Here is a 22,865-nt window from a genome sequence, read left to right as displayed (position 1 = left end):
CATGACAAAAACACAGCAGCAGCGCACCCGCGCACAACTCGTCCTCGACACAGGCGAGAAATTCACCGGCTTCGTCTTCGGCGCAGCACCGGAAGGTGACATTGAAGGCGATCTCAAGAGCATCATCGATATGTTCGGTTACGAGCGCGAAATGTGCTCTGCCGATAACGACGGCAAGATCCTGGTGTTCGCTACACCGCACATCGGCAATGTTGGCTGGACAGGTGAAGGAGCAGGGGAGGAACGTACGGCAATCACGGCAAAAGCCGTGGTGATCCGCGATCTCGCTCGCATCGCATCGAACCAGGAAGCAAAGCACAGCCTGGAAGAAGAAATGAAGGCGCAGGGCATTACCGGCATCTGGGGTGTAGACACCCGCAGGCTGGTCCGCCACGTCTCACAAGCGCAGCACGAGGGTAAGTCGGTGCGCGTGCAGGTAATCGTCGAAAAGCAAGAAGCTTAAAAGAAAGACCAGGAGAAACATTATGAAGCGAGAAGATCTCAACCACGTCCTGGTCATCGGCTCCGGGCCGATCGTCATCGGACAGGCGTGCGAGTTTGACTATTCCGGCACCCAGGCGTGCCGCGTGCTCAAAGAAGAAGGCCTGCGTGTCACCCTGGTGAACTCGAACCCGGCGACGATCATGACCGACCCTGAGTTCGCCGACCACACGTACGTAGAGCCGATCCAGCCGGAGTACATCGACCGCATCCTCGCCCGCGAGGCAGAGCAAGGCCACCCGGTTGATGCGATTCTGCCGACGCTCGGTGGTCAGACTGCACTCAACACGGCCATCAAGCTGGACCGGCTTGGCATTCTGGAAAAGCACGGCGTTGAACTCATCGGCGCAGACATCGACGCGATTGAACGTGGCGAAGACCGCCAGAAGTTCAAGGACATCGTGGAAAAGATCGGCGGCGAGTCTGCCCGTTCCCGTGTCTGCTACACCATGGAAGAAGTGGAAGAAACCGTCGCGGAGCTCGGCTTCCCAGTCGTCGTGCGCCCGTCGTTCACCATGGGTGGTCTCGGTTCCGGCCTTGCCTACGACATGGACGACTTGCACCGCATCGCAGGTGACGGCCTGACCGCATCGCCAGAAGCGAACGTGCTCATTGAGGAATCCATCCTCGGTTGGAAAGAAATCGAGCTCGAGCTCATTCGTGACTCGGATGACAACTGCATTACGGTTGCGACGATTGAGAACGTGGATGCCATGGGTGTCCACACGGGCGACTCTGTCACGGTGGCGCCGGTGTTGACGATGACCGAGCCCGAGGTCACCAAGATGATCGAACAGGGCAAGGCCATCATCCGTGAAGTCGGTGTCAGGACCGGTGGCTGCAATATCCAGTTCGCCATCAACCCCAAAGACGGCCGCATGATCACGATCGAGATGAACCCGCGCGTGTCGCGTTCGTCTGCACTTGCGTCGAAGGCGACCGGCTACCCGATTGCAAAGGTGGCAACCCGACTAGCTATTGGCTACACGCTCGACGAGATTGCCAACGACATGACCGGTGGCGCGACCACTGCGCTTGAGGAGCCGTCCCTCGACTACGTCATCGTCAAGATGCCACGCTTTACCTTTGAGAAGTTCCCGGGCTCGGACGAGACTCTGGGCACCTCCATGAAGGCGGTTGGCGAGGCCATGGGGATTGGCCGCAACTACATCCAGGGCCTGAACAAGGTCATGCGCTCGATGGAAGACAAGCCAAACGGCTTCTGGACTCGTTCCGACGAGTACGTCGCAGGAGAGCGTGCAAATGACGTCGCAGCGGTGCTCGAAGACCTTAAGGTGCCGACCGACAAGCGTCTCTACGATGTCGAGCTTGCGCTCCGCCTCGGCGCGAGCGTTGATGAGGTCTACGCAGCCTCCGGCATCGATCCGTGGTTCCTCGAGGAAGTCACTGGGCTGGTCGAATTCCGCCAGGTGCTTATCGACGCCCCTGTGCTCGACGCAGATCTTCTGCGTGAGGCAAAGGCTCAAGGCTTGTCCGACGCCCAGATTGCTACGCTGCGCCCAGAACTCGCGGGCGAAGATGGCGTGCGTCAACTGCGATGGACGCTGGGTATCCACCCGACCTTCAAGACCGTGGACACCTGCTCGGGCCAGTACGAGGCGAAGGTTCCGTACTTGTACTCGGCGTACGAACTCGACCCGGCTGCCGAGTCTGAGGTTGACCAGTTCACCGGTGCAAAGGAAAACAGCAAGGGCAAGGTCATCATCCTGGGCTCTGGTCCGAACCGCATTGGTCAGGGCATCGAGTTCGACTACTCCTGTGTCCACGCCGCCCTGGAACTGTCCCGCGTTGGCTACGAGACCGTGATGGTCAACTGCAACCCGGAGACCGTTTCTACCGACTACGACACCGCGGACCGTCTCTACTTCGAACCGTTGACGTTCGAAGACGTGATGGAGATCTACCGTGCGGAAGCCGCTACCGGTGAGGTCGCTGGCGTTATTGTGCAGCTCGGCGGTCAGACCCCGCTGGGCCTCGCGCAGCGACTCGCGGATGCGGGCGTGCCAGTCGTCGGTACGAGCCCCGAGGCAATCGATCTGGCGGAGGACCGCGGCGAGTTTGGCAAGGTGCTCGAAGCAGCCAAGCTTCCAGCTCCCGCATTTGGCACCGCAACCTCCTTCGAAGAGGCTCGCGAAGTGGCCAACAAGGTTGGTTACCCCGTCCTCGTGCGCCCGTCTTACGTGCTCGGAGGCCGTGGCATGGAGATCGTTTATGACGAAGACTCCCTGCGCAACTACATCGAGCGCGCAACCGAGCTCAGCCCGGACCACCCAGTGCTTGTGGACCGCTTCCTTGACAACGCCATCGAAATTGACGTCGATGTGTTGTCTGACGGCAACGAGGTCTACCTCGGTGGTCTGATGGAACACATCGAGGAAGCCGGCATTCACTCTGGCGACTCCGCCTGTGCGCTTCCGCCGATGACGCTCGGCCCCGACGACATTGAAAAGGTCCGTCGCTCCGCTGAGGCACTCGCTCACGGTATCGGGGTGAAGGGTCTGATGAACGTCCAGTTCGCATTGAAGGACGACATCCTCTACGTCATCGAGGCAAACCCGCGCGCATCGCGTACGGTGCCGTTCGTCTCCAAGGCGACCGGCGTCCACCTTGCGAAGGCTGCAGCACGCGTCATGCTCGGCGCGACGATCGCTGAACTTCGCGACGAGGGCCTCATCCCGTCCGACTACGATGGCGGATCCTTGCCGCTGAACCACCCGATCGCTGTGAAGGAAGCGGTACTACCGTTTAGCCGCTTCCGCCGCCCAGACGGGTCGATTCTGGACACCATCCTCGGCCCGGAAATGAAGTCCACCGGTGAGGTCATGGGGCTTGCCCCGTCGTTCGGTGTGGCATTTGCTAAGACCCAGGCCGCTGCTTACGGCGAACTGCCAACGGAGGGCACGGTCTTTGTCTCCCTGGCTAACCACGACAAGCGCACCCTGATCTTCCCGATCCAGCGTTTGTCCACCATGGGGTTCAAGGTGATCGCGACGGCAGGTACAGCGCAAATGCTGCGCCGCAACGGCATCGAATGCGAAGTAGCACTCAAGGGCTCCGAGGTCCGCGAAGGTGCGAAGGGCCGTTCCATCGTGGAGCGGATCTTGGACGGCGAGATTGATCTCATCCTGAACACTCCGGCGGGCTCGACAACCGCGCGCCACGATGGCTACGACATCCGTGCCGCAGCCGTGATCGCGGATGTACCGATCATGACCGATGTGCAGGGTGTTACCGCCACAGTCCAAGGCATCGAAGCAGTGCGCAGCAACTCTATTGATGTGACCAGCCTCCAGGAGCTCGAGCACAGCGTCTCCAAGAACGCAGAGGGTGGCCAGTAGTGGTACAGCCCCATGCCTCCTTCGGGGAGCGTCTCGTTGCCGCTGGTAACGAATATGGCCGACTGTGTGTAGGCATCGACCCGCACGCGGCGCTGCTAGACAAGTGGGGTCTTCCGGACACCATTGATGGTCTGCAACGGTTTTCCTCGGCTTGTGTCGAGGCCTTTGCAGGATCAGTTGCGTTGGTCAAGCCACAGGTTGCCTTCTACGAGCGGTTCGGCTCTGCGGGTTTCGCGGTACTCGAGGAGACCCTCGCCGCACTCCGTGAGAGCGGGACGCTCGTCGTCGCGGACGCCAAGCGCGGCGATATCGGCTCCACGATGGCTGGATACGCCGCCGCGTGGCTGCAACCAGGCTCACCGTTGGAAGCGGACGCGCTCACGCTGACACCGTATCTGGGTGTCGGGTCGCTGGAGCCTGCCATCTCACTTGCTGCAGCGCACGGTAAGGGCGTGTTCGTGATGTCTGCGAACTCCAACCCTGAAGCTGAAGCGTTCCAGACGAGTGAAATCGATGGACGCATGGTGTCGCAGTGGATGGTCGATGAATGCGCCACGTACAACCAGGGCGCTGCAGTAGGCCACGTTGGTGTCGTTGTCGGTGCAACTGTGGCGAAGCCGCCGGTGCTCGACGCGCTCAATGCTCCAGTGCTTATGCCTGGAGTCGGAGCGCAGGGAGCGACGATGGAAGACGCGGCGCAGATTGCAGGTGCAAACGCACACCTGGTGTTCCCGAATGTTTCCCGTTCCGTCTTGTCTGCTGGACCGGACGTTACTGAACTGCGGAAACGTGTCGCTGAACTGGTAAAACAGCCATAACTAGCGGGTCCATTTCATCGGCTGAGAAAAACCCTGGTAGTTTAGGTGCGTCGCAACGGTGACATGGAGAAATGCAGCAAGAATGCGCTCCATTTTCCCGGTGCCAACCAGATGCAGTGTTAGACTGTGTCGGATGCGGTGCGCCTTCTGAAACGCAGAGTGTGGAGGAGGCCCCGCGCCGGCACGAGTCGGCCTGAACATATTGAATGAACTACCTACATGGAGGAACCCGTGGCACTTCCACAGTTGACCGATGAACAGCGCAAGGCAGCCCTCGAGAAGGCGGCTGAGGCTCGCAAGAAGCGCGCTGAGCTGAAGGCCTCCCTGAAGCGCGGCGAGACCACGCTCAAGGACGTGCTGGAGAAGGCTGACACCGACGAGATCATCGGCAAGACCAAGGTTTCCGCTTTGCTCGAGGCCATGCCGAAGGTTGGCAAGGTCAAGGCTCGCGAGATCATGGAGGAGCTGGAGATCGCTCAGACCCGTCGCCTGCGTGGCCTGGGTGAGCGTCAGCGTCGTGCTCTGCTCGAGCGCTTCGGCTTCGAAGAGAACTAAACATGGCTGAGGTGGCGCCCCGCGGGCAGCTGGTCGTTTTGGCCGGACCGTCTGCCGTAGGTAAGTCAACGGTGGTTAGCCGCCTGCGCGGCGAGGTGCCGGACCTCTACTTTTCTGTCTCGATGACAACTCGGGCTCCACGCCCGGGCGAAGTCGACGGCAGGGATTACTACTTCGTCTCCTCGAATGATTTTCAACAGCGCATCGATGCTGGTGAGATGCTGGAATGGGCTGACATTCACGGAGGCCTTCAGCGCTCGGGCACGCCTGCGGGTCCGGTCCGTGAAGCTCTTGCAGACGGGCGCCCGGTACTCGTAGAGGTGGACCTCGCAGGTGCTCGCAACATCAAGCAGCTCATGCCTGAAGCGCGTACAGTGTTCCTTGCACCCCCGTCGTGGGAAGTCCTCGTTGAACGTCTCACGGGTCGTGGGACCGAGACGGAAGCTGTGATTGAGCGCAGGCTCACCACCGCGCGCGAGGAGCTCGATGCGCAAGGGGAGTTCGACACCGTTGTTGTGAATGACGATGTCGACGATGCCGTTGCACACATTGCGCGCATCCTTCTAGGCGCAACATCCGACAACAATTAGCGAGTGGGTTTTAGTGACTGAATCAACCAATGACCTGTCGCAGGACACCGCTGTTGAGGAGACTCAGCAGGAACGTGTCTACGACACCCCGGACGGCATTACCGCGCCGCCGATCGATGAACTGCTGACGAAGGTCTCGTCGAAGTACGCTCTGGTGATCTTTGCGGCCAAGCGTGCACGTCAGATCAACAGCTTCTACCAGAACTCCGAAGATGGTGTTTTCGAGTTCATCGGCCCGCTGGTAACGCCAGAGCCTGGTGAGAAGCCGCTGTCGATCGCGCTGCGTGAGATCGAGGCAGGCCTCCTCGAGCACGAGGAAGGCCAGTAAACGCTTCTGCTAATGACGCCGTTGTGTGAGCCATTGGGGCTTCCGCAACGGCGTTTTTGTATGCTTGGCCCACATGAACGAAGCCACGTCTGCCCCCAAGAACGTTGTGATCGGTGTCTCCGGCGGAATTGCTGCGTATAAGGCATGCCACTTGGTCCGCGACTTTAAAGAGCATGGCGATAATGTGCGCGTTATCCCTACGGAAAGCGCGTTGTCGTTCGTGGGCGCAGCAACATTTGAGGCGCTGAGCGGAAACCCAGTTGATACTGGGGTATTCAAGCGTGTCGACGAAGTCCAGCACGTCCGTCTCGGTCAAGAGGCCGATCTCATCGTTGTTGCACCTGCAACCGCTGATCTCATGGCCCGTGTCGCAGCAGGCCGAGCAGATGACCTGCTGGCTGCAACCATTCTTGTGGCCACATGCCCCGTCGTGCTTGCGCCTGCAATGCACACCGAAATGTGGCATAACCTAGCGACGCAACACAATGTAGAGGTGCTTCGTTCGCGTGGGATTACGGTTCTTGAGCCGGCGCATGGGCGCCTGACGGGTAAGGACACGGGCGCGGGTCGTTTGCCGGACCCTGAGGCGATTGCGCAGCTAGCCCGTACGGTGTTGGCAACCGGTCCAATGAAGCAGACGCTCGCAGGAACCCGCGTACTTATTAGCGCGGGAGGAACGCAAGAAAATATTGATCCTGTGCGTTTCATTGGTAACCGATCCTCTGGCAAGCAGGGGTTTGCACTCGGGGACATCGCAGCGCAGCGGGGAGCACAGGTCACGATCGTGGCTGGAGCAACCGCGGAACTATCTGTGCCCTCAGGGGCGGAGGTGGTGCGTGTGCAATCCACACGTGAGATGAAAGACGCGATGGATGAGCGTGCCGCAGGCGCAGACATCATCGTGATGGCGGCCGCTGTGGCCGATTACCGTCCAGAATCTGAAGCTACGACGAAACTGAAGAAGGGCAAGAGCGATGACGCGCTCTCCGTTGTTCGCTTGACCGAGAACCCGGACATCCTTAAAGGTCTCGTCGAAAAGCGAGATGCTGGCGAGACTCATGCCACGATCGTCGGGTTTGCAGCTGAGACGGACAACGAACTTGAGAATGGTCGCGCGAAACTCAAGCGTAAGGGCGCGGATTTGCTCATGCTGAACTCGGTTGCTGGTGGCAATGTGTTTGGCCAGTCAACTAACCGCGGTTGGTTGTTGAGTGCGTCTGGCGAAGAACTGGAAATTGAGGACGGAACGAAACACGAGGTAGCTGCTCGGATCTGGAATGCGATTGAAAAGCTTCGCGCTTAGCTTTGCGTACTTAGACCGCTTGGTCTAGTGTGTTGGAGAATCAGCCTCAAGGCCACGTAAAGGAAAGATCCGTTGTCACTCGACACTTACTACCGACTGTTCACCAGTGAGTCCGTCACTGAAGGGCACCCAGACAAAATCTGCGATGCGATCTCGGACGCGATTTTGGACGACATGCTCGCGCAGGACCCACAGTCCCGCGTTGCAGTGGAAACGCTCGTTACCACTGGACAGGTTCACGTTGTTGGAGAGGTTCGCACGTCTGCGTACTCCAATATTGCGAAGATCGTGCGCGACAAATTGGTGGAAATCGGGTTCACCTCTTCCGAGGTTGGTTTCGACGGCAACAGCTGTGGCGTCAACATCGCAATCGGTGATCAGTCGCAGGAGATTGCGGATGGCGTGACCACCTCCCAGGAGGTGCGCGAACAGTCCTCCACTGAAGAGACTGACCAGTCTGGTGCGGGTGACCAGGGACTGATGTTTGGGTACGCCTCCAACGAGACCCCTGAGTACATGCCGCTGCCAATTGCGACTGCGCACCGCCTTTCACGCCGACTGTCCCAGGTGCGCCACGAGGGCATCGTCGATGGCCTTCGCCCAGACGGCAAGACTCAGGTCACGTTTGCGTACGACGGTGATACTCCGGCGTTTATCGACACGATCGTGATCTCCACGCAGCACGACCCACACTTCACTGGTGAGGCACTTGAGAAGGCGCTGCGAGAGCACGTTATCGCTTGGGTCATGGAAGACGCCGGTCTGGAGAAGTTCTACCGCGAGGACACCAAGGTCCTGATCAATCCGTCTGGCTCGTTTATCTCCGGTGGTCCGATGGCGGACGCAGGCCTGACCGGACGCAAGATCATTGTGGATAGCTACGGCGGTATGGCACGCCATGGCGGTGGCGCGTTCTCTGGCAAGGATCCCTCAAAGGTGGACCGCTCCGGCGCGTATGCGACACGTTGGGTGGCGAAGAACATTGTCGCTGCGGGCCTCGCAGACCGTGTTGAGGTTCAGGTTGCGTACGCAATTGGTCGTGCAACCCCGGTTGGCCTGTACGTGGAGACGTTCGGTACCGCCGCTGAGGGGCAGACCAACGAGTCGATCCAGCAGGCAGTGGAGAAGGTCTTCGATCTGCGACCGGATGCGATCATCCGTGATTTGGATTTGAAGCGCCCGATCTACAGCCAAACCGCTGCCTACGGCCACTTTGGTCGCACAGACATCGATGTGCCTTGGGAGCACACCGACAAGGTGGACGACTTGCGCGCAGCCGCAGGCGTTTAAGTTTCCTTCGAAGCCGCTTGGGGTTTGTCCCAGGCGGCTTTTTGCTGTTCAGACTTCTTGTGGTTGCGCAAGGCCACGATTCCGACAACCACGCCAATGAGGATTGGCAGCCAGATCTTGGAGTATTCGAGCGCAACAAGAACCCACTCGGGCAAGTCCGGGAGGTCTAATTCAGGCCAGTTGATCTGGGGGAGCGGAAGATCCATTTGGGGAAGGTGCGGGACCGGAAGATCCATGTGCGGCAAGGTGATGTCGGGGAGTTCCCAGTCCGGAAGGTAGCGCAGAAGCCGGTCGATGATTCGGCTTACGATCGGACCGAGGACAATCACCGCCAGCGCCCAGCCACCTTTGCCCAAGCCTTCGGCCATAGGGATGAGTGTGCGCTTGAGCGAACTCGATTCCATTGTCCGACGCCGTTTCGCACCGCGTGAGCCTTCTGGAGGGTCGAACTCGACGATGGTGTCGCCCTCCCGAAACTCGACACTGAGCAGTTCGTCGAAGCCACTTGCACGCAGTTTAAGGTGAGGCTTTTGGCGGTCAACGCCGATCCCCATTGGAGTCTCGAGTTTTGCCCCGCCGTTTCCAAAAAGGGGGAGTCGCCCGCTGTTCACGTCGTTGTAGCGGTGCTGCACGGTGCCGTCGACACGCACTTCCATGCGCTCACTCGGATTCTTTGCCCAGAGTTCGACGCGTTCGGGCAGCGTGTGTTTGTCTGTGGCCAGGGTGCCTTCCTTGTCAGTCTCATCTCCGGGCCACTCAGGGTCCTCTGCCGCGAAGTCGCGGTCGAATCCCACACGCAGTTCGATAAGCCCATACTTCGGGTGGTTGAGGCTCCAGGTTTCCATCGGCTACACCTGCGCACTGCTTGTCGACGACACCGGGGCCGGCTGCTTGCGCACCAAAGACATCAGCCATACGCAAAGTGCCGACACGACAGCCACGCCGAGTGCATAGATGAAGGTGCCGTCATTGAAGTAAAGCATCTTCGCCACCCAGAAACCGCCAGCGGCGGATAGTGGCAATGTCCAAGAGGGACGGAAGCAGTAGCCGTCGACAAGCCCTGCGATGGCAGCGACAGCAAAGATGAAACCAACGAGGAGCCATGGCGTGCCAGCGACGGGAATGACGAGTGCAGGTGCGATCACATACAGTGCAAAAACGGCATAGGGAAGTGCCTTGAGCCAACCTTCGCGGTCTGCAGTGTCTTCCGATTGCTCGTCTGTATGCTCGCCATGCTCGCCTGGATCAGTCATGGCGACGAAGTCTAACGGCTAATTCGCGTGGGTGTACACACGCCCCGGGACGGGGTCCTTAATCATCTCGTCGAGGCTTACCGGACGCAGCCCCTTGGCGCGCAGACCATCGATGATGCATTCCGCTGCGTTGATGGTCGGCTCGTGGATGTCGTGCATGAGCACAATCGATCCAGCTTGCGCCTGATTGACCGCTATGGAGCAGGTGCGTGCGGTGTCACGGTGGCTCCAATCCATCGTGTCAACGTCCCAAATTGCCAGCGATAGGCCACGGGCCTTGGAAGCATTGATTACACGGCCGTCGTAGGAACCATAGGGCGGGCGCACCCAGTGCACCTTCACTCCCGATTGCTTCTCAATGGCAGCACTCGTGTCGCTGAGCTGTGACCCGATCGTTGCGTCGGATTGGCGCGCCAGGTCCGGGTGTGAATACGAGTGGTTGCCAATCGTGTGGCCCTCGGCGCGGATGCGGCGCAGGATCTTCGGGTTTGCATTGACGTTGTTACCGACGACGAAGAACGTCGCATGCGCATTCTTGCGCTTGAAGATGTCGAGCAGGCGGTCCGTACCGGGAACCGGTCCGTCGTCGTACGTAATTGCTACGCAATTGCTGCAGTTGGCCGCGTTAGGAGACAACGTTGGCTCCGCTGCCGGGACCACGGTTACCGGCACAGTCTCTTCTTCCTGCGGTGCAGGGCGCAGGTGAGGTGGCACGCTATCTCGAACTTGTTGGGGGAGTTGGTTGTATGCCTTGCGCCAGTTGTCCTGTACGGCTTGCTGTGCGCCTTGCGACGAGCCGTGGATGTAGGCGGATACGTTGTCGATCGGCGAGCCGTTACCTGGACTAAGTATCGGGCCAAGGGAGGAGCCTGCAAAAAGCAGTTGTGTCTGCTTGCTTCCTAGCGAAAGATTTGTGACGTCAACCGCATGTGTTTGGGGAGCAGTCATGGCTCCTGCGGCAACTGCAGCGGATATACAGACGGATAAGACTGCGGGAAGCAGACGTTTCATGGCGGAAGCGGGTCCCTCATCGGCGCGATTGATTTGTGATGCATCTATTACTACCGCACTGTTTCGCACAGCTGAGCCTTAGGTCCGGAGTGTCGTGTCGTGGCGTGGTTTAGAATGCTGCACCATGTCGAACACGCGAGCTGCTAACCTGCCTGTGGCCCGCGTGCTGCCTATGTTGGGGCTCGCGCACCTTGATCGGGCCTTCGATTATCTTGTCGACGAGCAGGATGCCGATGCCGCACAGCCAGGCGTCCGCGTGCGGGTTCGGTTTGCAGGCAGGCTCGTGGATGCGATCGTGCTGGAGCGGGTGTCGTCGACAAGCCATGAAGGCTCACTGCGCTTCATCGAACGCGTCATCTCACCCGAGGTCGTGGCCCCGGAGCACACGCGCATGCTTATCGACGCACTCGCGGACCGGTACGCAGGCATCCGATCCGACATTTATCGTTCTGCAATACCCGCACGACATGCGAAAGCGGAAGAAACGGATACCTCCACACCATGGGTGGAGCTCGGGGAGGTAGCCGAGCCGGACCTTTCCGCATGGACGACGTACACACACGGTGAGTCCTTCGTCGATGCCGTAGTAGAGGGAAAGCTGGCTCGTGCCGCGTGGCAGTTGGTGCCGGGCGAGGATTGGCCTGCCGCGCTTGCCGCACTCGCTGTCAAGGTGGCAAAGGACGGCGGTGGCGCGCTCATTGTGGTTCCGGACCAAGATGCTGTTGACCGTTGCGAGGAAGCGCTACGCGAGCTCGTTGCGGCAAAACAAGTGACGACTCTGACCGCCTCCCAGGGACCCCAAGCACGGTATTCCCGCTACCTGTCCGTTCTCCACGGCCAAGGGCGCATCGTGGTAGGGACCCGCTCCGCCGCGTTCGCGCCGGTCCAGAACTTGCGGTTGATGGTCGTGATGTTCGACGGCGATGACAACCTGGTGGATCCCCGCGCGCCCTACGTTCACGCCAGGGAGGTGCTCACGACGCGCTCGAGCCTTGAGCGCGCATGTTTGGTCATCGGTGGATTCTCACGCACAGCAGAGGCGCAACTGTTGGTGGAATCTGGCTGGATGCACGAACTGGTCGCACCCCGCCAAACGCTTCGTACACGTTCGCCTTACATTCACGCCGCGGGCGATTCTGACTTTGAGCTTGAACGGGACCCGAGGGCTAAACAGGCGCGTCTGCCTTCGTCAGCATTTGCAGCCGCGACGAAAGCCCTCGAGCGGGGCACACCCGTGTTGTTCCAGGTGCCACGCACCGGCTATATCCAATCTCTTGCGTGTGGGCAGTGTCGTACACCGTCGCGTTGCCGTTGGTGCAACGGACCGCTGGGGTTGCCGTCCGGTGGTGAAGCAGCGGCACCGACGTGTCGGTGGTGTGGCCGAATGGACCCTGCACATGTGTGTCCGTCATGCGGTTCCCGGCGCGTGCGGGCCGTCGTGCTGGGCACTGAGCGCACCGCGGAAGAGCTTGGCCGTGCCTTTGCCAAATACAGGGTGAAGACGTCCGGGGGCGATCGTATTTCGCGCACGATTGACGCGGGGCCTGCGATTGTCGTCGCCACGCCAGGTGCGGAGCCTCGAGTACCAGGCGGATACGGCGCTGCTGTGTTGCTTGACGCGTGGGCGCTCGTGCAACGCCCTGACTTAAGGGCAGTGGAGGACACGCTGTCGAAATGGATGGCTGCTGCCACGCTCGTCCAGCCGCACGCCGACGGCGGGGAGGTCGTGGTGGTAGCGGAGCCAAGCATGCCGGTGGTGCAGCACCTCATTCGCTGGGATGCGCCAGGGTTCGCGGCGGCAGAGCTGGCGCTGCGTCGGGAGGCAAGGTTTCCACCGGCGGTCCACGTTGCCGTGGTTGACGCGCCTCGCGACGCGCTGGAGCAGTTCTTCGAACGCACCGACCTGCCGGACTACGCGGAGATTCTGGGGCCTGTGGATCTGCCACCAGGTGTTCGTCTGCCGGGCGAGTGGGATCGGCGTGAATACGGACCGGCACAACGCATGTTGGTACGTGCGCCGCTGACCGGGCGGTCGGCGCTGGGCAAGGCGCTGCGGGCAGGGGCAGTCGCGTGGACGACGTCCAAGCAGGAACTGCCACTGCGTATCCAGGTCAATCCGGTGGATATCGGGTAAGCGAAATTTCGCTTGTCCAGGTCAGTACACTTGGCGTTCATGGCCATACGCGACATTCGTCTATTCGGGGATCCGGTGCTCAACACGGCAGCGGAGGAGGTGGATGTGTTCGACGAACGCCTGCACAGGCTCGTGGGTGACATGCTTGAGACGATGGATGCGGCTGGGGGTGTTGGCCTAGCGGCAAACCAGGTCGGTGTCGCACAGCGAGTGTTTGTGTTCGATTGTCAGGGCCTTCGGGGACACATCGTGAACCCGGTGTGGACGCCGTTGGGCGAAGATACCCAAATTGGTGTGGAGGGATGCCTTTCGGTGCCTGATGTTCGCGGGACTGTTGAGCGGCACAACACCGTGGTTGCCCATGGCGCCGACATGTGTGGGCGCCCGCTGACACTACGCGGCAGCGGATTGCTCGCACGCTGCATTCAGCACGAAGCAGACCATCTCGACGGCGTGATGTTTACGGCCCGAATGTCGCCAGCTGACCGCAAAGCGGCACTCGATGCGATTGCCGCGGCGGAGTGGAATAAGGAGAACTAACCGTGAGACTTGTATTTGCAGGCACCCCTGAGCCGGCGGCAGTGGCACTGGAGCGGCTGCTGGCATCGGAACATGAGGTAGTGGCCGTGCTGACGCGACCCGATGCACGCAAAGGCAGGGGGCGCACGTTGCATCCGTCGCCGGTGAAGGCAGTTGCACTCGAGCATGGCATTGAGGTGCTCACACCCGAGAAACTTGACGACGACACCGCAGCCCGACTGCGCGACATCGCCCCAGACGCGATCCCGGTCGTTGCGTACGGCAACCTGATTCCTGCTGGCATGCTCGATATTCCGACGCACGGTTGGGTGAACTTGCACTTCTCGCTGCTGCCGCAGTGGCGCGGTGCTGCGCCGGTACAGGCCGCGATCCGCGAGGGCGATGCCACCACCGGTGCGACGACGTTCCGGATCAACGAAGGGTTGGACACCGGCGACATTTTGGACACGCTCACAGACACAATTTCCGACGACGACACCGCCGGTGTTCTTCTCGAGCGTTTGGCGTACTCCGGCGCAGACCTGCTCGTTCGCACCATGGATGGTCTTGAATCCGGCACACTGACGCCGAAAGCACAGCCTGAAGAGGGAACCTATGCGCCAAAGATTCTCACTGCAGATGCGCGCGTTGACTGGGCCGCCGATTCCACGGTCATCGATCGGGCAATTCGGGCGCATACTCCAGCGCCTGGTGCGTGGACTATGCGAGGCGAGGAGCGGTTCAAGCTCGGGCCAGTAACGTCTGTCGATTCAACCGAGCTCGCCCCGGGCCAGGTTGCATTTGGCAAGAACGAGGTGCGAGTGGGAACCGGTACTCGTGACGTCGTGCTCAGCACGATTCAGGCACCCGGCAAGAAAATGATGAACGCAGCTGATTGGGCTCGAGGCTTGGCAAACGACGTGCGGGCGGAAGGGATGACGTTCGAATGAGTGGTGGATTCCGGTCACGCGCAGCAGGGCGCCGTGAACACCAGCCGAAGCGAAACGGGCGAGCAAACACGCGGCAGGCGCCGAGGCGTCGCAAAGAAGCAGCACCCGTGAACGAAACCGCACGCATCGGTGACCCGGCGCGCGAGGCGGCATTTGAGGTGTTGGTACGCGTCGAGCGCGACGCGGCGTTTGCAAACCTCACTCTGCCGACGGTCTTGCGTGAGCGAAAGATCACCGGTCGTGACGCGGCGTTTGCAACCGAGCTGACTTACGGTACGCTGCGCAGCCTTGGTGTTCTTGACGCTGTGATTGCAGACAACGCATCCCGCGGCCTGGACCGAATGGCTGTTGAAGTGCTGACTGCGTTGCGGCTCGGCACCTACCAGTTGCTGTACACGCGAGTGGAGGACCATGCGGCCGTCGACACCTCCGTGCGTTTGGTTGAAGCGGCCGGTCAATTCAAGGCCAAGGGCTTTGTCAACGGCGTATTGCGCTCGATTACGCGGACTCCAGCGGAGGAGTGGCTGCGCAAGCTTGAACCGGAGGACCCGCTTGCTGCGGTGGCGTTCCGCCATGCGCACCCGGTGTGGATCGCGGAATCGATCCGTGCTGCACTGGGCTCGAGAGAAGACGAGCTTGAGGCCGCACTTGAGGCCGATTCAGCCCGTCCGGTCGTACATCTTGTTGCGCGACCAGGCGAGATGAGCGCAGAGGAGTTAGCGCTGGTCACTGGCGGGGAAGAGGGGCGCTACTCACCGTACGCCGTCTACCTCCCCGAAGGAGATCCAGGACAGTTGCAGCCGGTACGCGAGGGGCTCGCCGCAGTCCAGGACGAGGGCTCGCAGGTGATTGCGCGTGCGGTAGTGGACGTGCCGGTCGAAGACGAACAAGGCCGATGGCTCGACTTGTGCGCTGGGCCGGGAGGTAAGGCGGCACTCATGGGGGCGTTGGCTGCTATCGATGGCGCAGTAGTTGATGCCGTCGAAGTGAGTCCGCACCGTGCTGAACTCATTCGGAAAACCGTGCGTGATCTTCCTGTGCGCGTCCATACTGCCGATGGTCGTCGTTCTGGCCTTGAGCCGGGCTACGACCGTGCTCTCGTCGACGCACCCTGTTCCGGTCTCGGAGCGCTTCGCCGCCGCCCAGAGGCGCGTTGGACCAAGCGTGAGGAAGACATCGCGGAACTCAACGTGCTTCAGCGCGAATTGCTCTCGGCTGCAATCGAGCTAGTTAAGCCCGGCGGTATTGTCGTCTACTCCACGTGCTCACCCGATGTGCGAGAAACCAGGGGAATCGTCGACACGATCCTCGCTGATGGCAAGGTCGAGGAGCTCGATGCGAGCCAGTACGCAGCGGGCATGGATGACGTTGGCGACTTGCCAAGCGTCCAGATGTGGCCGCACCGACACGGAACAGACGCTATGTTTTTCGCTGTACTGCGAAAACTCGGACCCAAGCCGACCACCGAAGTTTAAGGACACCTCATGATTTACATCGCACCATCAATTCTTGCCGCTAATTATGCAGCGCTTGGCGACGACGTCCGCAAGGTCCCCAACGCAGACCTGATCCACGTTGACATCATGGACGGCCACTTTGTGCCCAACTTGTCCTTTGGTCCCGACGTGACCAAGGCGGTTGACGGCGTGACGGACCAATTCCTGGATATGCATTTGATGATCGAGGAGCCGGAGCGGTGGTTTGAAACCTACGTCAAGGCCGGCGGCGACCGCCTCGTGTTCCATGTCGAAGCGACCGACGACCATGTAGCTGCTGCGAAGCAGTGCCGCGAACTCGGTGTACAGTCCGGCTTCGCCATCAAGCCAGGGACCGCAATCGAGCCGTACCTCGATGACCTCGAGCATTTTGATCAGGTCATGGTCATGAGTGTCGAGCCAGGATTTGGCGGCCAGAAGTTCATGCCCGAGGTCCTGGGCAAGGTGATGACGCTTCGCGATCGCATTGCGGAAGCGGGCCTGGACACCATCATTGGTATTGACGGTGGCATTGCCAACAGCACTATCGCACAAGCGGCAGCGGCCGGTGTGGACGCATTCGTTGCTGGTTCCGCCGTATTCGGCGCTGATGACCCAGCCCAGGCGGTAGAGCGCCTCCGCGAGTTGGCAACTGAGGCTGCGCAGGCGTGACACGTGATAACCCCGCGTTAGCCAACGCGGTTTCTGCGGCCATAGCGGCGGGTGACGCAGTGCGCGGGACGACCTCGCCGAACCCGCCGGTGGGCTGCGCAATCGTGACCGCATCCGGGGAAGTTATCGCGACTGGCGGGACCTCTCCCGCGGGCGGGCCCCATGCTGAGGTCAACGCCCTGCGTGAAGCGGGACCACGGACGAAGGGCGCGACAGCCGTTGTCACTTTGGAACCGTGCAACCACACTGGCAGGACAGGTCCGTGCACCCAAGCGTTGGTGGATGCCGGAATTGCGAGGGTGGTGTATCTGACCGCTGATCCGTTTGAACCTGCATCCGGCGGCGCAGATTGGCTGCGAACACATGGATTGGATGTGGCCCTACTTCACACCCGTGTGGAGGCACTGCAGCCCTGGCTTCGCTCGGTGCGCAACAACCGCCCGAGTGTGACGCTGAAGTTTGCGTCGACGCTGGACGGGTTTACGGCAGCGGCCGATAAGACGAGCAAGTGGATCACTTGCGACGAAGCCCGCGCCGCTGTGCACGCAGATCGCACGAAACGTGACGCGATTGTCATTGGCACGGGGACCGCGCTTGCTGACAACTCATCGTTGACCGCCCGCCACAGCGATGGCGCTCTGTATGAGCACCAGCCGCGACGTGTGGTCGTCGGTAAGCGGGCTGTTCCCAGCGGCAACCTGACCGAGCTCGGGTTTGAGCAATACGACACTCCACAGGCCGCGCTGACAGCGCTGTGGAATAGCGGCGCGAGAGATGTGCTTGTAGAAGGCGGGGCAACATTGGCGGCGAGTTTCCTGGAACTCGACCTGGTCGACGCGGTGCAGGCCTACATTGCCCCTGCACTGCTGGGGGCCGGGCGGGGAGTGCTCGACCGCGAAATCGCGGGAACGATTGGCGACGCTAAACGTTTCCGCACCACTGATGTGCGCCGGATCGGCAACGATGTGCTTATGGAAATGGAGAAGGACTGAACTGTGTTTACGGGACTCGTTGAGGAGATTGGTGTCGTCGACACGCTTGAGCAGCTCGAGGATGCCGTTCGGATCGCGGTGCGTGCGCCGAAGGTCACCGAGGATGCATCACCGGGGGACTCCATCGCGGTCGACGGCGTGTGTCTGACGGTGGTTGACAACGTTGCTGGCGTATTCACCGCTGACGTGATGCGCGAAACGCTGGATCGCTCGCGTCTCGGCACCTATAGCGAGGGGAGCAAGGTCAACCTAGAGCGCGCGTTGGCTGCTGGTCAGCGCATGGACGGACATATCGTGCAGGGCCACGTCGATGGTGTCGCCGAGGTTGTCTCTCGCACGCCTTCGCAGCACTGGGAGGTAGTGCGCTTCACTCTGCCCGCGAATCTTGGTCGGTATGTGGTGGAGAAAGGATCCATTACGGTCAACGGAACGTCGCTGACGGTTTCCGCGGTTGGAGACGATTTTTTCGAGGTGTCGCTGATCCCCACCACGCTGCGCGATACCACTGCTGGTGACCTTACGGTCGGTGATCCGGTGAACCTTGAGGTGGATATCGTGGCCAAGTACGTTGAGAAAATGGTGCAGGGCTAGGGTTGAACGGTATGACAGCATCCGCCGGTAGCGCCGGTAATCACACCACCGACTTGGACACCGAGTTGAACACTGTGGAGGAGGCGATTGCCGCCATCCGCGAGGGCAAAGCAGTCGTCGTCGTGGACAGTGAGGATCGCGAAAACGAGGGCGATCTCATCTTCGCCGCACAAGACGCCACGCCGGAGTTGGTGGCGTTTATGGTGAGGTACACCTCTGGCTACATTTGCGTGTCCATGTCGGACGAGCGGGCTACTGCCCTCGATCTGCCCCCGATGGTTGCGCAAAACCAGGACCTGCACGGGACTGCCTACGCCGTGACCGTTGATGCAGCAACCGGCACCACCGGTATTTCCGCACGTTCGCGCGCCACGACGATCGCATTGCTTGCCGACGATTCCGCGACCCCAGAGTCGTTTACGAGGCCCGGACACGTTGTGCCCCTGCGGGCGCGTGACGGGGGAGTACTTGTCCGGGATGGACACACGGAGGCAGCGGTAGACCTTGCGACGCTTGCGGGTAAGGCCCCTGTCGGTGCCCTGTGCGAGATCGTTTCTGAAGATGACCCTGCAGACATGGCTCGATTCGACGAGCTCCGCAGGTTCGCGAATACGCACGGGCTTCCGATGATTTCGATCGAGCAGCTCGCTGCGTACCGTCGCCAGCATGAACGATTTGTCGAACGCAGCACTGCTACTCGTTTACCAACGGAGTTCGGTGAATTCACTGCGGTTGGCTACCTGGATACGTTGACTGAGACCGAGCATGTTGCGCTGATCGCTGGGGAACTTGATGCACTGCGCGACGCCGAGGACGTTCTCGTCCGCGTGCATTCGGAATGTCTCACCGGCGATGTGTTTGGCTCCCGCCGTTGCGACTGTGGTCCGCAGCTTCAGGAATCAATGCGCCGCATTCAGCAGGAAGGCCGCGGCGTTATCGTCTACTTGCGTGGACATGAGGGACGCGGAATCGGGTTACTCGCCAAGCTGCGCGCCTACCGTTTACAGGACGACGGGCTCGACACCGTTGATGCAAACCTTGAACAAGGCCTGCCAGTCGACGCACGCGACTATTCCGCAGCAAGCGACATCCTTGCAGACCTGGGTATCGGTTCGGTCGATCTGATGACCAACAATCCCCAAAAAGTCGATGCCTTTGCCGGTCTGATCCCCAAGGTTGCTCACCGCAGTAGGATCGAAGTGGTTCCTAACCACGACAACATCGCCTATTTGCGGACGAAGCGCGACAGGATGGGACACGACCTGCCCGGCATTCTCGGTTGGACTGAAGAACACAACACACAACACCCACAACACCACACCAACTAGGTATCAAGGAGACCCACCAGTGGCAGCTACTGGAGCACCCGAGGACTATTCCCTGCAAGCGGAGGGGCTTACCGTCGCCGTCGTTTACACCCGCTGGAATGAAAAGATCGTCGAGATGCTGCGCGCTGGCGCACGAGATGAGGCCCGAGAACTGGGCGTTAAAGTCGATGAATATGCGGTAGCAGGCGCGTTGGAGTTGCCAGTTGTGGTGCAGGCATGCGCAAAGCGCTACGACGCGGTAGTGGCCCTCGGCTGCGTCATCCGTGGCGAAACTGCCCACTTTGATTACGTTTGCGACTCTGTCACCGCTGGCCTCACCCGTATTGCATTGGATGAGGAAACGCCGGTAGGCAACGGCGTGCTCACGGTTGAAGAAGAAGACCAGGCTTACGAGCGTGCCGGTGGGGAAGACGCGAAAGAAGACAAAGGCGCCGAAGCGATGCGTGCGGCCGCTGGAGCCTTAGTTGAACTGCAGAAAGTTCGCGCTTTGCCGCTAAAGGGTTAAAGTAGCCGGAGCGAGCGCGGCACGGAGTCGTCGAGAAGCAAGAGCGTTTTCAAGTTGACAAGGAGTGCGGAAGTGACTGATCAACCAGCAGGCACACACATAACGAACGAGCAGGAAGCTGCTTACCTGACTGCGCTTGATCCGCACGCCAACACCTCGACGAAGCCGTGGGAGCTTGAGATTTCGTCGAGGTACCTGCGAACCGTGGCGATCGGCTGGATCATCCTTGTCATGGCCGTGCATTTCTTCATGGCGTGGGCCGTGGACGCGCAATTCTCGGGCATCGCGATTACCAGCGTGGATAAGTTCGCGTTCGTGGGCGTTGGCCTGATTATTTCCGTCCTGTCCTGGATCGCACTGACTCGCCCTCGGGTGCGCGCCAACGAAGACGGTGTCCAGGTAGCCAACATCATCGGCACCCGTTTCTACCCCTGGACCGTCATTTACGGTTTGAGCTTTCCCAAGGGCTCCCGCATGGCGCGACTCGAACTTCCGGAATTCGAGTACGTCACCCTGTGGGCGATCCAATCAGGCGATAAAGAGCGCGCGATTCAGGCTGTCGAGCAATTCCGCAAGCTCGAAGCCAAATACATGCCTAAGGATTAACCCTTGGCTGACCCCCAGTCTTACCGCCCAGCGCCCGGAACGATCCCAACCGATCCGGGCGTGTATAAGTTCCGGGACCGCGACGGGCGTGTCATCTACGTTGGCAAAGCCAAAAATCTTCGTGCGCGCCTGAGCAACTACTTTCAGCCACCGGAGACTCTGCACCCGCGGACCCGGCAGATGGTCTACACCGGCGCTTCAGTCGAATGGACCGTTGTCGCATCCGAGGTAGAGGCGCTCCAGCTCGAATACACATGGATCAAGCGCTTCGACCCATGGTTTAACGTCATGTACCGCGACGACAAGACGTACCCAATGCTTGCCGTCAGCGTGCGCGAACGCTACCCGCGCGCGTTCTTCTACCGTGGCCCCAAACGTAAGGGCGTGCGCTATTTCGGCCCGTACTCGCACGCGTGGGCGGTGCGCGAGACCCTCGATCTGCTCACGCGCGTGTTCCCGATTCGGACGTGTTCCAACGGTGTGTTTAACCGTCACGAATCCCTTGGACGCCCTTGCTTGCTTGGGTACATCGACAAGTGTGCGGCACCCTGCGTCGGTCGTGTCGACGAAGCCGAGTACGACGAGATCGTCCAGGGCTTCCTTGGCTTCATGGCAGGTCGCTCCGAGAAGCTTGTCCGTGGCATCACCGCACAGATGGAGGAGGCCGCGGAAAACCTCGAGTTTGAAAAGGCGGCGCGGCTTCGCGACGACCTCGGTGCCGTCGAAAAGGTAATGGAGCGCCAGACGGTCGTCCTCAGCCAAGACACCGACGCGGACATCATCGCCTTTGACACCGACGAGCTTGAAGCGGCGGTGCAGATCTTCAACGTCCGTGATGGACGCATCCGTGCACAGCGGGGCTGGGTCGTGGAAAAAACGGGCGATGAGCCCGGAGCCGCAGAACGTCTGGAGGAAGGCCAGACCGACCCAACGTTGCCAACGTTGATGCAGAACTTCTTGGTCCAGTACTACTCGGATGCGGTCGAGCGAGTGAAGCAAGAGCGTGAAGAGGACCGCAAGATCGAAGCGCAGAAGGTTCGTCGCCGAGGCGTAGATCAGGAGTCACGTGCGCAAGCGGCGGCACCGATGCCGGTGCCGCGTGAGATTCTCGTCGAGACGCTGCCTGCGGAACTGCCGGAAGTGACCCAACTGCTCGAAGAACTACGTGGCGGGCCTGTGGACCTTCGCGTGCCGCAGCGTGGGGACAAGCGCGCACTGATGGAAACAGTGCACAAAAACGCCGCCGAAGCGCTCCACCAGCACAAGTTGAAGCGGGTCGGTGACCTGACCGCACGATCGCAGGCCCTGCAAGATATCCAGGACGCGCTCGGGATGGACGAAGCGCCGCTGCGTATTGAATGCACCGATATTTCCCACATCCAAGGCACCGACGTTGTAGCCTCCCTCGTGGTGTTCGAGGACGGTTTGCCCAAAAAGAACGACTACCGTCGATACCGCATCAAGGAGGCAGCCGGCGATGGTCGATCCGACGACGTCGGGTCCATCGCCGAGGTCACACGCCGGCGCTTCAAGCGCTACAACGAGGACAAACTCGCCAACCCTGATGAGGTCGCTGAGGCGCAGACCTTCGAGGACGAGGCCGACGAATCGACCGGTGCGAAACGCTTCGCTTACCCTCCTCAGTTGTTCATCGTCGACGGTGGCAAACCCCAGGTTAATGCCGCACAGGCTGTGTTCGACGACCTCGGCATCGTCGATGTACAACTCATCGGATTGGCCAAACGCCTCGAGGAAGTGTGGGTGCCGGACGACGACGAGCCGGTGATCCTGCCGCGAAACTCCGAAGGCATGTATCTGCTCCAGCAGGTGCGTGATGAGGCCCACCGGTTCGCCATCACCTACCACCGCCAGCAACGCTCGAAGCGCATGCGAGCGTCCGCCCTCGACGCAGTCCCGGGACTAGGCCCCGCGCGGAGAACCGATTTGGTGAAGCACTTTGGCTCGGTGAAGAAGATCAAAGAGGCTTCTATCGAGGAGATCCAGGAGGTTAAAGGCGTCGGTCCGAAACTCGCCGCGACGATCTACGAGCACCTTCATACGTAGCTGGTTGTGAGGCTGGCTTTG

Annotated in this window: 22 protein-coding genes; 19 read left to right on the top strand and 3 right to left on the bottom strand. The window is 60.5% G+C overall.

Translation table 11 applies throughout. The annotated features are described in order from the left end of the window. Nucleotide 1: 1 nt before the first annotated feature. The 8 genes from CCOY_RS06910 to metK all read left to right on the top strand — a co-directional run bounded on the left by CCOY_RS06910 (nucleotide 2) and on the right by metK (nucleotide 8,744). Complete coding sequence (locus CCOY_RS06910; protein ID WP_070816216.1) at nucleotides 2-463, top strand: carbamoyl-phosphate synthase domain-containing protein; 462 nt, start codon at nucleotides 2-4, stop codon at nucleotides 461-463. Between the two features lie 22 nt (nucleotides 464-485). Further along, on the top strand, nucleotides 486-3,860 hold the full coding sequence (gene carB, locus CCOY_RS06905; RefSeq protein ID WP_244268732.1) for a carbamoyl-phosphate synthase large subunit: 3,375 nt from the start codon (nucleotides 486-488) through the stop codon (nucleotides 3,858-3,860). Continuing rightward, nucleotides 3,860-4,678, top strand: a complete 819-nt coding sequence (pyrF, locus tag CCOY_RS06900) for an orotidine-5'-phosphate decarboxylase (protein ID WP_070570393.1) — start codon at nucleotides 3,860-3,862, stop codon at nucleotides 4,676-4,678. The genes carB and pyrF overlap by 1 nt, the downstream gene beginning before the upstream one ends. A 231-nt stretch (nucleotides 4,679-4,909) precedes the next feature. Next, complete coding sequence (mihF, locus tag CCOY_RS06895; RefSeq protein WP_070423240.1) at nucleotides 4,910-5,233, top strand: integration host factor, actinobacterial type; 324 nt, start codon at nucleotides 4,910-4,912, stop codon at nucleotides 5,231-5,233. Nucleotides 5,234-5,235: 2 nt separating this feature from the next. Then, on the top strand, nucleotides 5,236-5,823 hold the full coding sequence (gmk, locus tag CCOY_RS06890; RefSeq protein ID WP_070423104.1) for a guanylate kinase: 588 nt from the start codon (nucleotides 5,236-5,238) through the stop codon (nucleotides 5,821-5,823). Between the two features lie 13 nt (nucleotides 5,824-5,836). Further along, a complete protein-coding gene (rpoZ, locus tag CCOY_RS06885) occupies nucleotides 5,837-6,151 on the top strand; it encodes a DNA-directed RNA polymerase subunit omega (RefSeq protein WP_371325710.1) in 315 nt (104 codons plus the stop codon). 73 nt (nucleotides 6,152-6,224) lie between these two features. Continuing rightward, nucleotides 6,225-7,454: a bifunctional phosphopantothenoylcysteine decarboxylase/phosphopantothenate--cysteine ligase CoaBC gene (gene coaBC, locus CCOY_RS06880; protein ID WP_092102666.1), complete on the top strand. Its 1,230-nt coding sequence runs from the start codon at nucleotides 6,225-6,227 to the stop codon at nucleotides 7,452-7,454. 72 nt (nucleotides 7,455-7,526) lie between these two features. Beyond that, nucleotides 7,527-8,744: a methionine adenosyltransferase gene (gene metK, locus CCOY_RS06875; protein WP_092102663.1), complete on the top strand. Its 1,218-nt coding sequence runs from the start codon at nucleotides 7,527-7,529 to the stop codon at nucleotides 8,742-8,744. Here metK and CCOY_RS06870 read toward each other — a convergent pair. The 3 genes from CCOY_RS06870 to CCOY_RS06860 are packed head-to-tail and all read right to left on the bottom strand — an operon-like array spanning nucleotide 8,741 to nucleotide 10,945. After that, nucleotides 8,741-9,589 carry a hypothetical protein gene (locus CCOY_RS06870; protein WP_070423107.1) on the bottom strand — a complete coding sequence of 283 codons (849 nt, stop codon included), beginning with the start codon at nucleotides 9,587-9,589 and terminating at the stop codon, nucleotides 8,741-8,743. The genes metK and CCOY_RS06870 overlap by 4 nt on opposite strands. 3 nt (nucleotides 9,590-9,592) lie before the next feature. Then, a complete protein-coding gene (locus CCOY_RS06865) occupies nucleotides 9,593-9,997 on the bottom strand; it encodes a hypothetical protein (RefSeq protein ID WP_092102660.1) in 405 nt (134 codons plus the stop codon). A gap of 18 nt (nucleotides 9,998-10,015) precedes the next feature. Next, nucleotides 10,016-10,945 carry a polysaccharide deacetylase family protein gene (locus CCOY_RS06860; protein ID WP_167594522.1) on the bottom strand — a complete coding sequence of 310 codons (930 nt, stop codon included), beginning with the start codon at nucleotides 10,943-10,945 and terminating at the stop codon, nucleotides 10,016-10,018. A 187-nt stretch (nucleotides 10,946-11,132) separates the two neighbouring features. On the opposite strand from CCOY_RS06860, the gene CCOY_RS06855 reads away from it, so the two are divergent. The 11 genes from CCOY_RS06855 to uvrC all read left to right on the top strand — a co-directional run bounded on the left by CCOY_RS06855 (nucleotide 11,133) and on the right by uvrC (nucleotide 22,844). Further along, nucleotides 11,133-13,142 (top strand): primosomal protein N', encoded by a 2,010-nt coding sequence (locus tag CCOY_RS06855; RefSeq protein WP_092102654.1) that lies wholly within the window; start codon nucleotides 11,133-11,135, stop codon nucleotides 13,140-13,142. 39 nt (nucleotides 13,143-13,181) lie between these two features. Beyond that, nucleotides 13,182-13,682 carry a peptide deformylase gene (gene def, locus CCOY_RS06850; protein ID WP_070423242.1) on the top strand — a complete coding sequence of 167 codons (501 nt, stop codon included), beginning with the start codon at nucleotides 13,182-13,184 and terminating at the stop codon, nucleotides 13,680-13,682. Between the two features lie 2 nt (nucleotides 13,683-13,684). After that, nucleotides 13,685-14,611 carry a methionyl-tRNA formyltransferase gene (gene fmt, locus CCOY_RS06845; protein WP_070820273.1) on the top strand — a complete coding sequence of 309 codons (927 nt, stop codon included), beginning with the start codon at nucleotides 13,685-13,687 and terminating at the stop codon, nucleotides 14,609-14,611. Continuing rightward, nucleotides 14,608-16,086, top strand: coding sequence for an RsmB/NOP family class I SAM-dependent RNA methyltransferase (locus CCOY_RS06840; RefSeq protein WP_092102651.1), 1,479 nt, complete (start codon nucleotides 14,608-14,610; stop codon nucleotides 16,084-16,086). The genes fmt and CCOY_RS06840 overlap by 4 nt, the downstream gene beginning before the upstream one ends. 9 nt (nucleotides 16,087-16,095) lie before the next feature. Then, nucleotides 16,096-16,758: a ribulose-phosphate 3-epimerase gene (gene rpe, locus CCOY_RS06835; RefSeq protein ID WP_070423113.1), complete on the top strand. Its 663-nt coding sequence runs from the start codon at nucleotides 16,096-16,098 to the stop codon at nucleotides 16,756-16,758. After that, nucleotides 16,755-17,750, top strand: coding sequence for a bifunctional diaminohydroxyphosphoribosylaminopyrimidine deaminase/5-amino-6-(5-phosphoribosylamino)uracil reductase RibD (ribD, locus tag CCOY_RS06830; RefSeq protein WP_092102648.1), 996 nt, complete (start codon nucleotides 16,755-16,757; stop codon nucleotides 17,748-17,750). Before rpe ends, ribD begins: the two co-directional genes overlap by 4 nt. Nucleotides 17,751-17,753: 3 nt before the next feature. Then, complete coding sequence (locus CCOY_RS06825; protein WP_092102645.1) at nucleotides 17,754-18,341, top strand: riboflavin synthase; 588 nt, start codon at nucleotides 17,754-17,756, stop codon at nucleotides 18,339-18,341. Nucleotides 18,342-18,352: 11 nt separating this feature from the next. Further along, nucleotides 18,353-19,669, top strand: coding sequence for a bifunctional 3,4-dihydroxy-2-butanone-4-phosphate synthase/GTP cyclohydrolase II (locus tag CCOY_RS06820; protein ID WP_092103104.1), 1,317 nt, complete (start codon nucleotides 18,353-18,355; stop codon nucleotides 19,667-19,669). A gap of 19 nt (nucleotides 19,670-19,688) precedes the next feature. Continuing rightward, nucleotides 19,689-20,174, top strand: coding sequence for a 6,7-dimethyl-8-ribityllumazine synthase (ribH, locus tag CCOY_RS06815; protein WP_070423117.1), 486 nt, complete (start codon nucleotides 19,689-19,691; stop codon nucleotides 20,172-20,174). 72 nt (nucleotides 20,175-20,246) lie between these two features. After that, on the top strand, nucleotides 20,247-20,780 hold the full coding sequence (locus CCOY_RS06810) for a PH domain-containing protein (protein WP_244268731.1): 534 nt from the start codon (nucleotides 20,247-20,249) through the stop codon (nucleotides 20,778-20,780). A gap of 3 nt (nucleotides 20,781-20,783) precedes the next feature. After that, a complete protein-coding gene (uvrC, locus tag CCOY_RS06805; protein WP_070451404.1) occupies nucleotides 20,784-22,844 on the top strand; it encodes an excinuclease ABC subunit UvrC in 2,061 nt (686 codons plus the stop codon). Nucleotides 22,845-22,865: the final 21 nt, after the last annotated feature.

This window comes from Corynebacterium coyleae (assembly GCF_030408635.1).
Taxonomy (GTDB): Bacteria; Actinomycetota; Actinomycetes; order Mycobacteriales; family Mycobacteriaceae; genus Corynebacterium; species Corynebacterium coyleae.
The sequence above is the reverse complement of the archived record's forward strand: the minus strand, read 5'-3'. Positions and strand labels throughout refer to the sequence as shown.

Coding starts and splice junctions, on each gene's coding strand:
- rpe (WP_070423113.1), top strand. CDS start 16,096: ATGATTTACATCGCACCATCAATTCTTGCCGCTAATTATGCAGCGCTT.
- CCOY_RS06840 (WP_092102651.1), top strand. CDS start 14,608: ATGAGTGGTGGATTCCGGTCACGCGCAGCAGGGCGCCGTGAACACCAG.
- gmk (WP_070423104.1), top strand. CDS start 5,236: ATGGCTGAGGTGGCGCCCCGCGGGCAGCTGGTCGTTTTGGCCGGACCG.
- coaBC (WP_092102666.1), top strand. CDS start 6,225: ATGAACGAAGCCACGTCTGCCCCCAAGAACGTTGTGATCGGTGTCTCC.
- CCOY_RS06910 (WP_070816216.1), top strand. CDS start 2: ATGACAAAAACACAGCAGCAGCGCACCCGCGCACAACTCGTCCTCGAC.
- carB (WP_244268732.1), top strand. CDS start 486: ATGAAGCGAGAAGATCTCAACCACGTCCTGGTCATCGGCTCCGGGCCG.
- CCOY_RS06855 (WP_092102654.1), top strand. CDS start 11,133: ATGTCGAACACGCGAGCTGCTAACCTGCCTGTGGCCCGCGTGCTGCCT.
- def (WP_070423242.1), top strand. CDS start 13,182: ATGGCCATACGCGACATTCGTCTATTCGGGGATCCGGTGCTCAACACG.
- CCOY_RS06820 (WP_092103104.1), top strand. CDS start 18,353: ATGACAGCATCCGCCGGTAGCGCCGGTAATCACACCACCGACTTGGAC.
- CCOY_RS06870 (WP_070423107.1), bottom strand. CDS start 9,589: ATGGAAACCTGGAGCCTCAACCACCCGAAGTATGGGCTTATCGAACTG.
- CCOY_RS06865 (WP_092102660.1), bottom strand. CDS start 9,997: ATGACTGATCCAGGCGAGCATGGCGAGCATACAGACGAGCAATCGGAA.
- CCOY_RS06860 (WP_167594522.1), bottom strand. CDS start 10,945: ATGACTGCTCCCCAAACACATGCGGTTGACGTCACAAATCTTTCGCTA.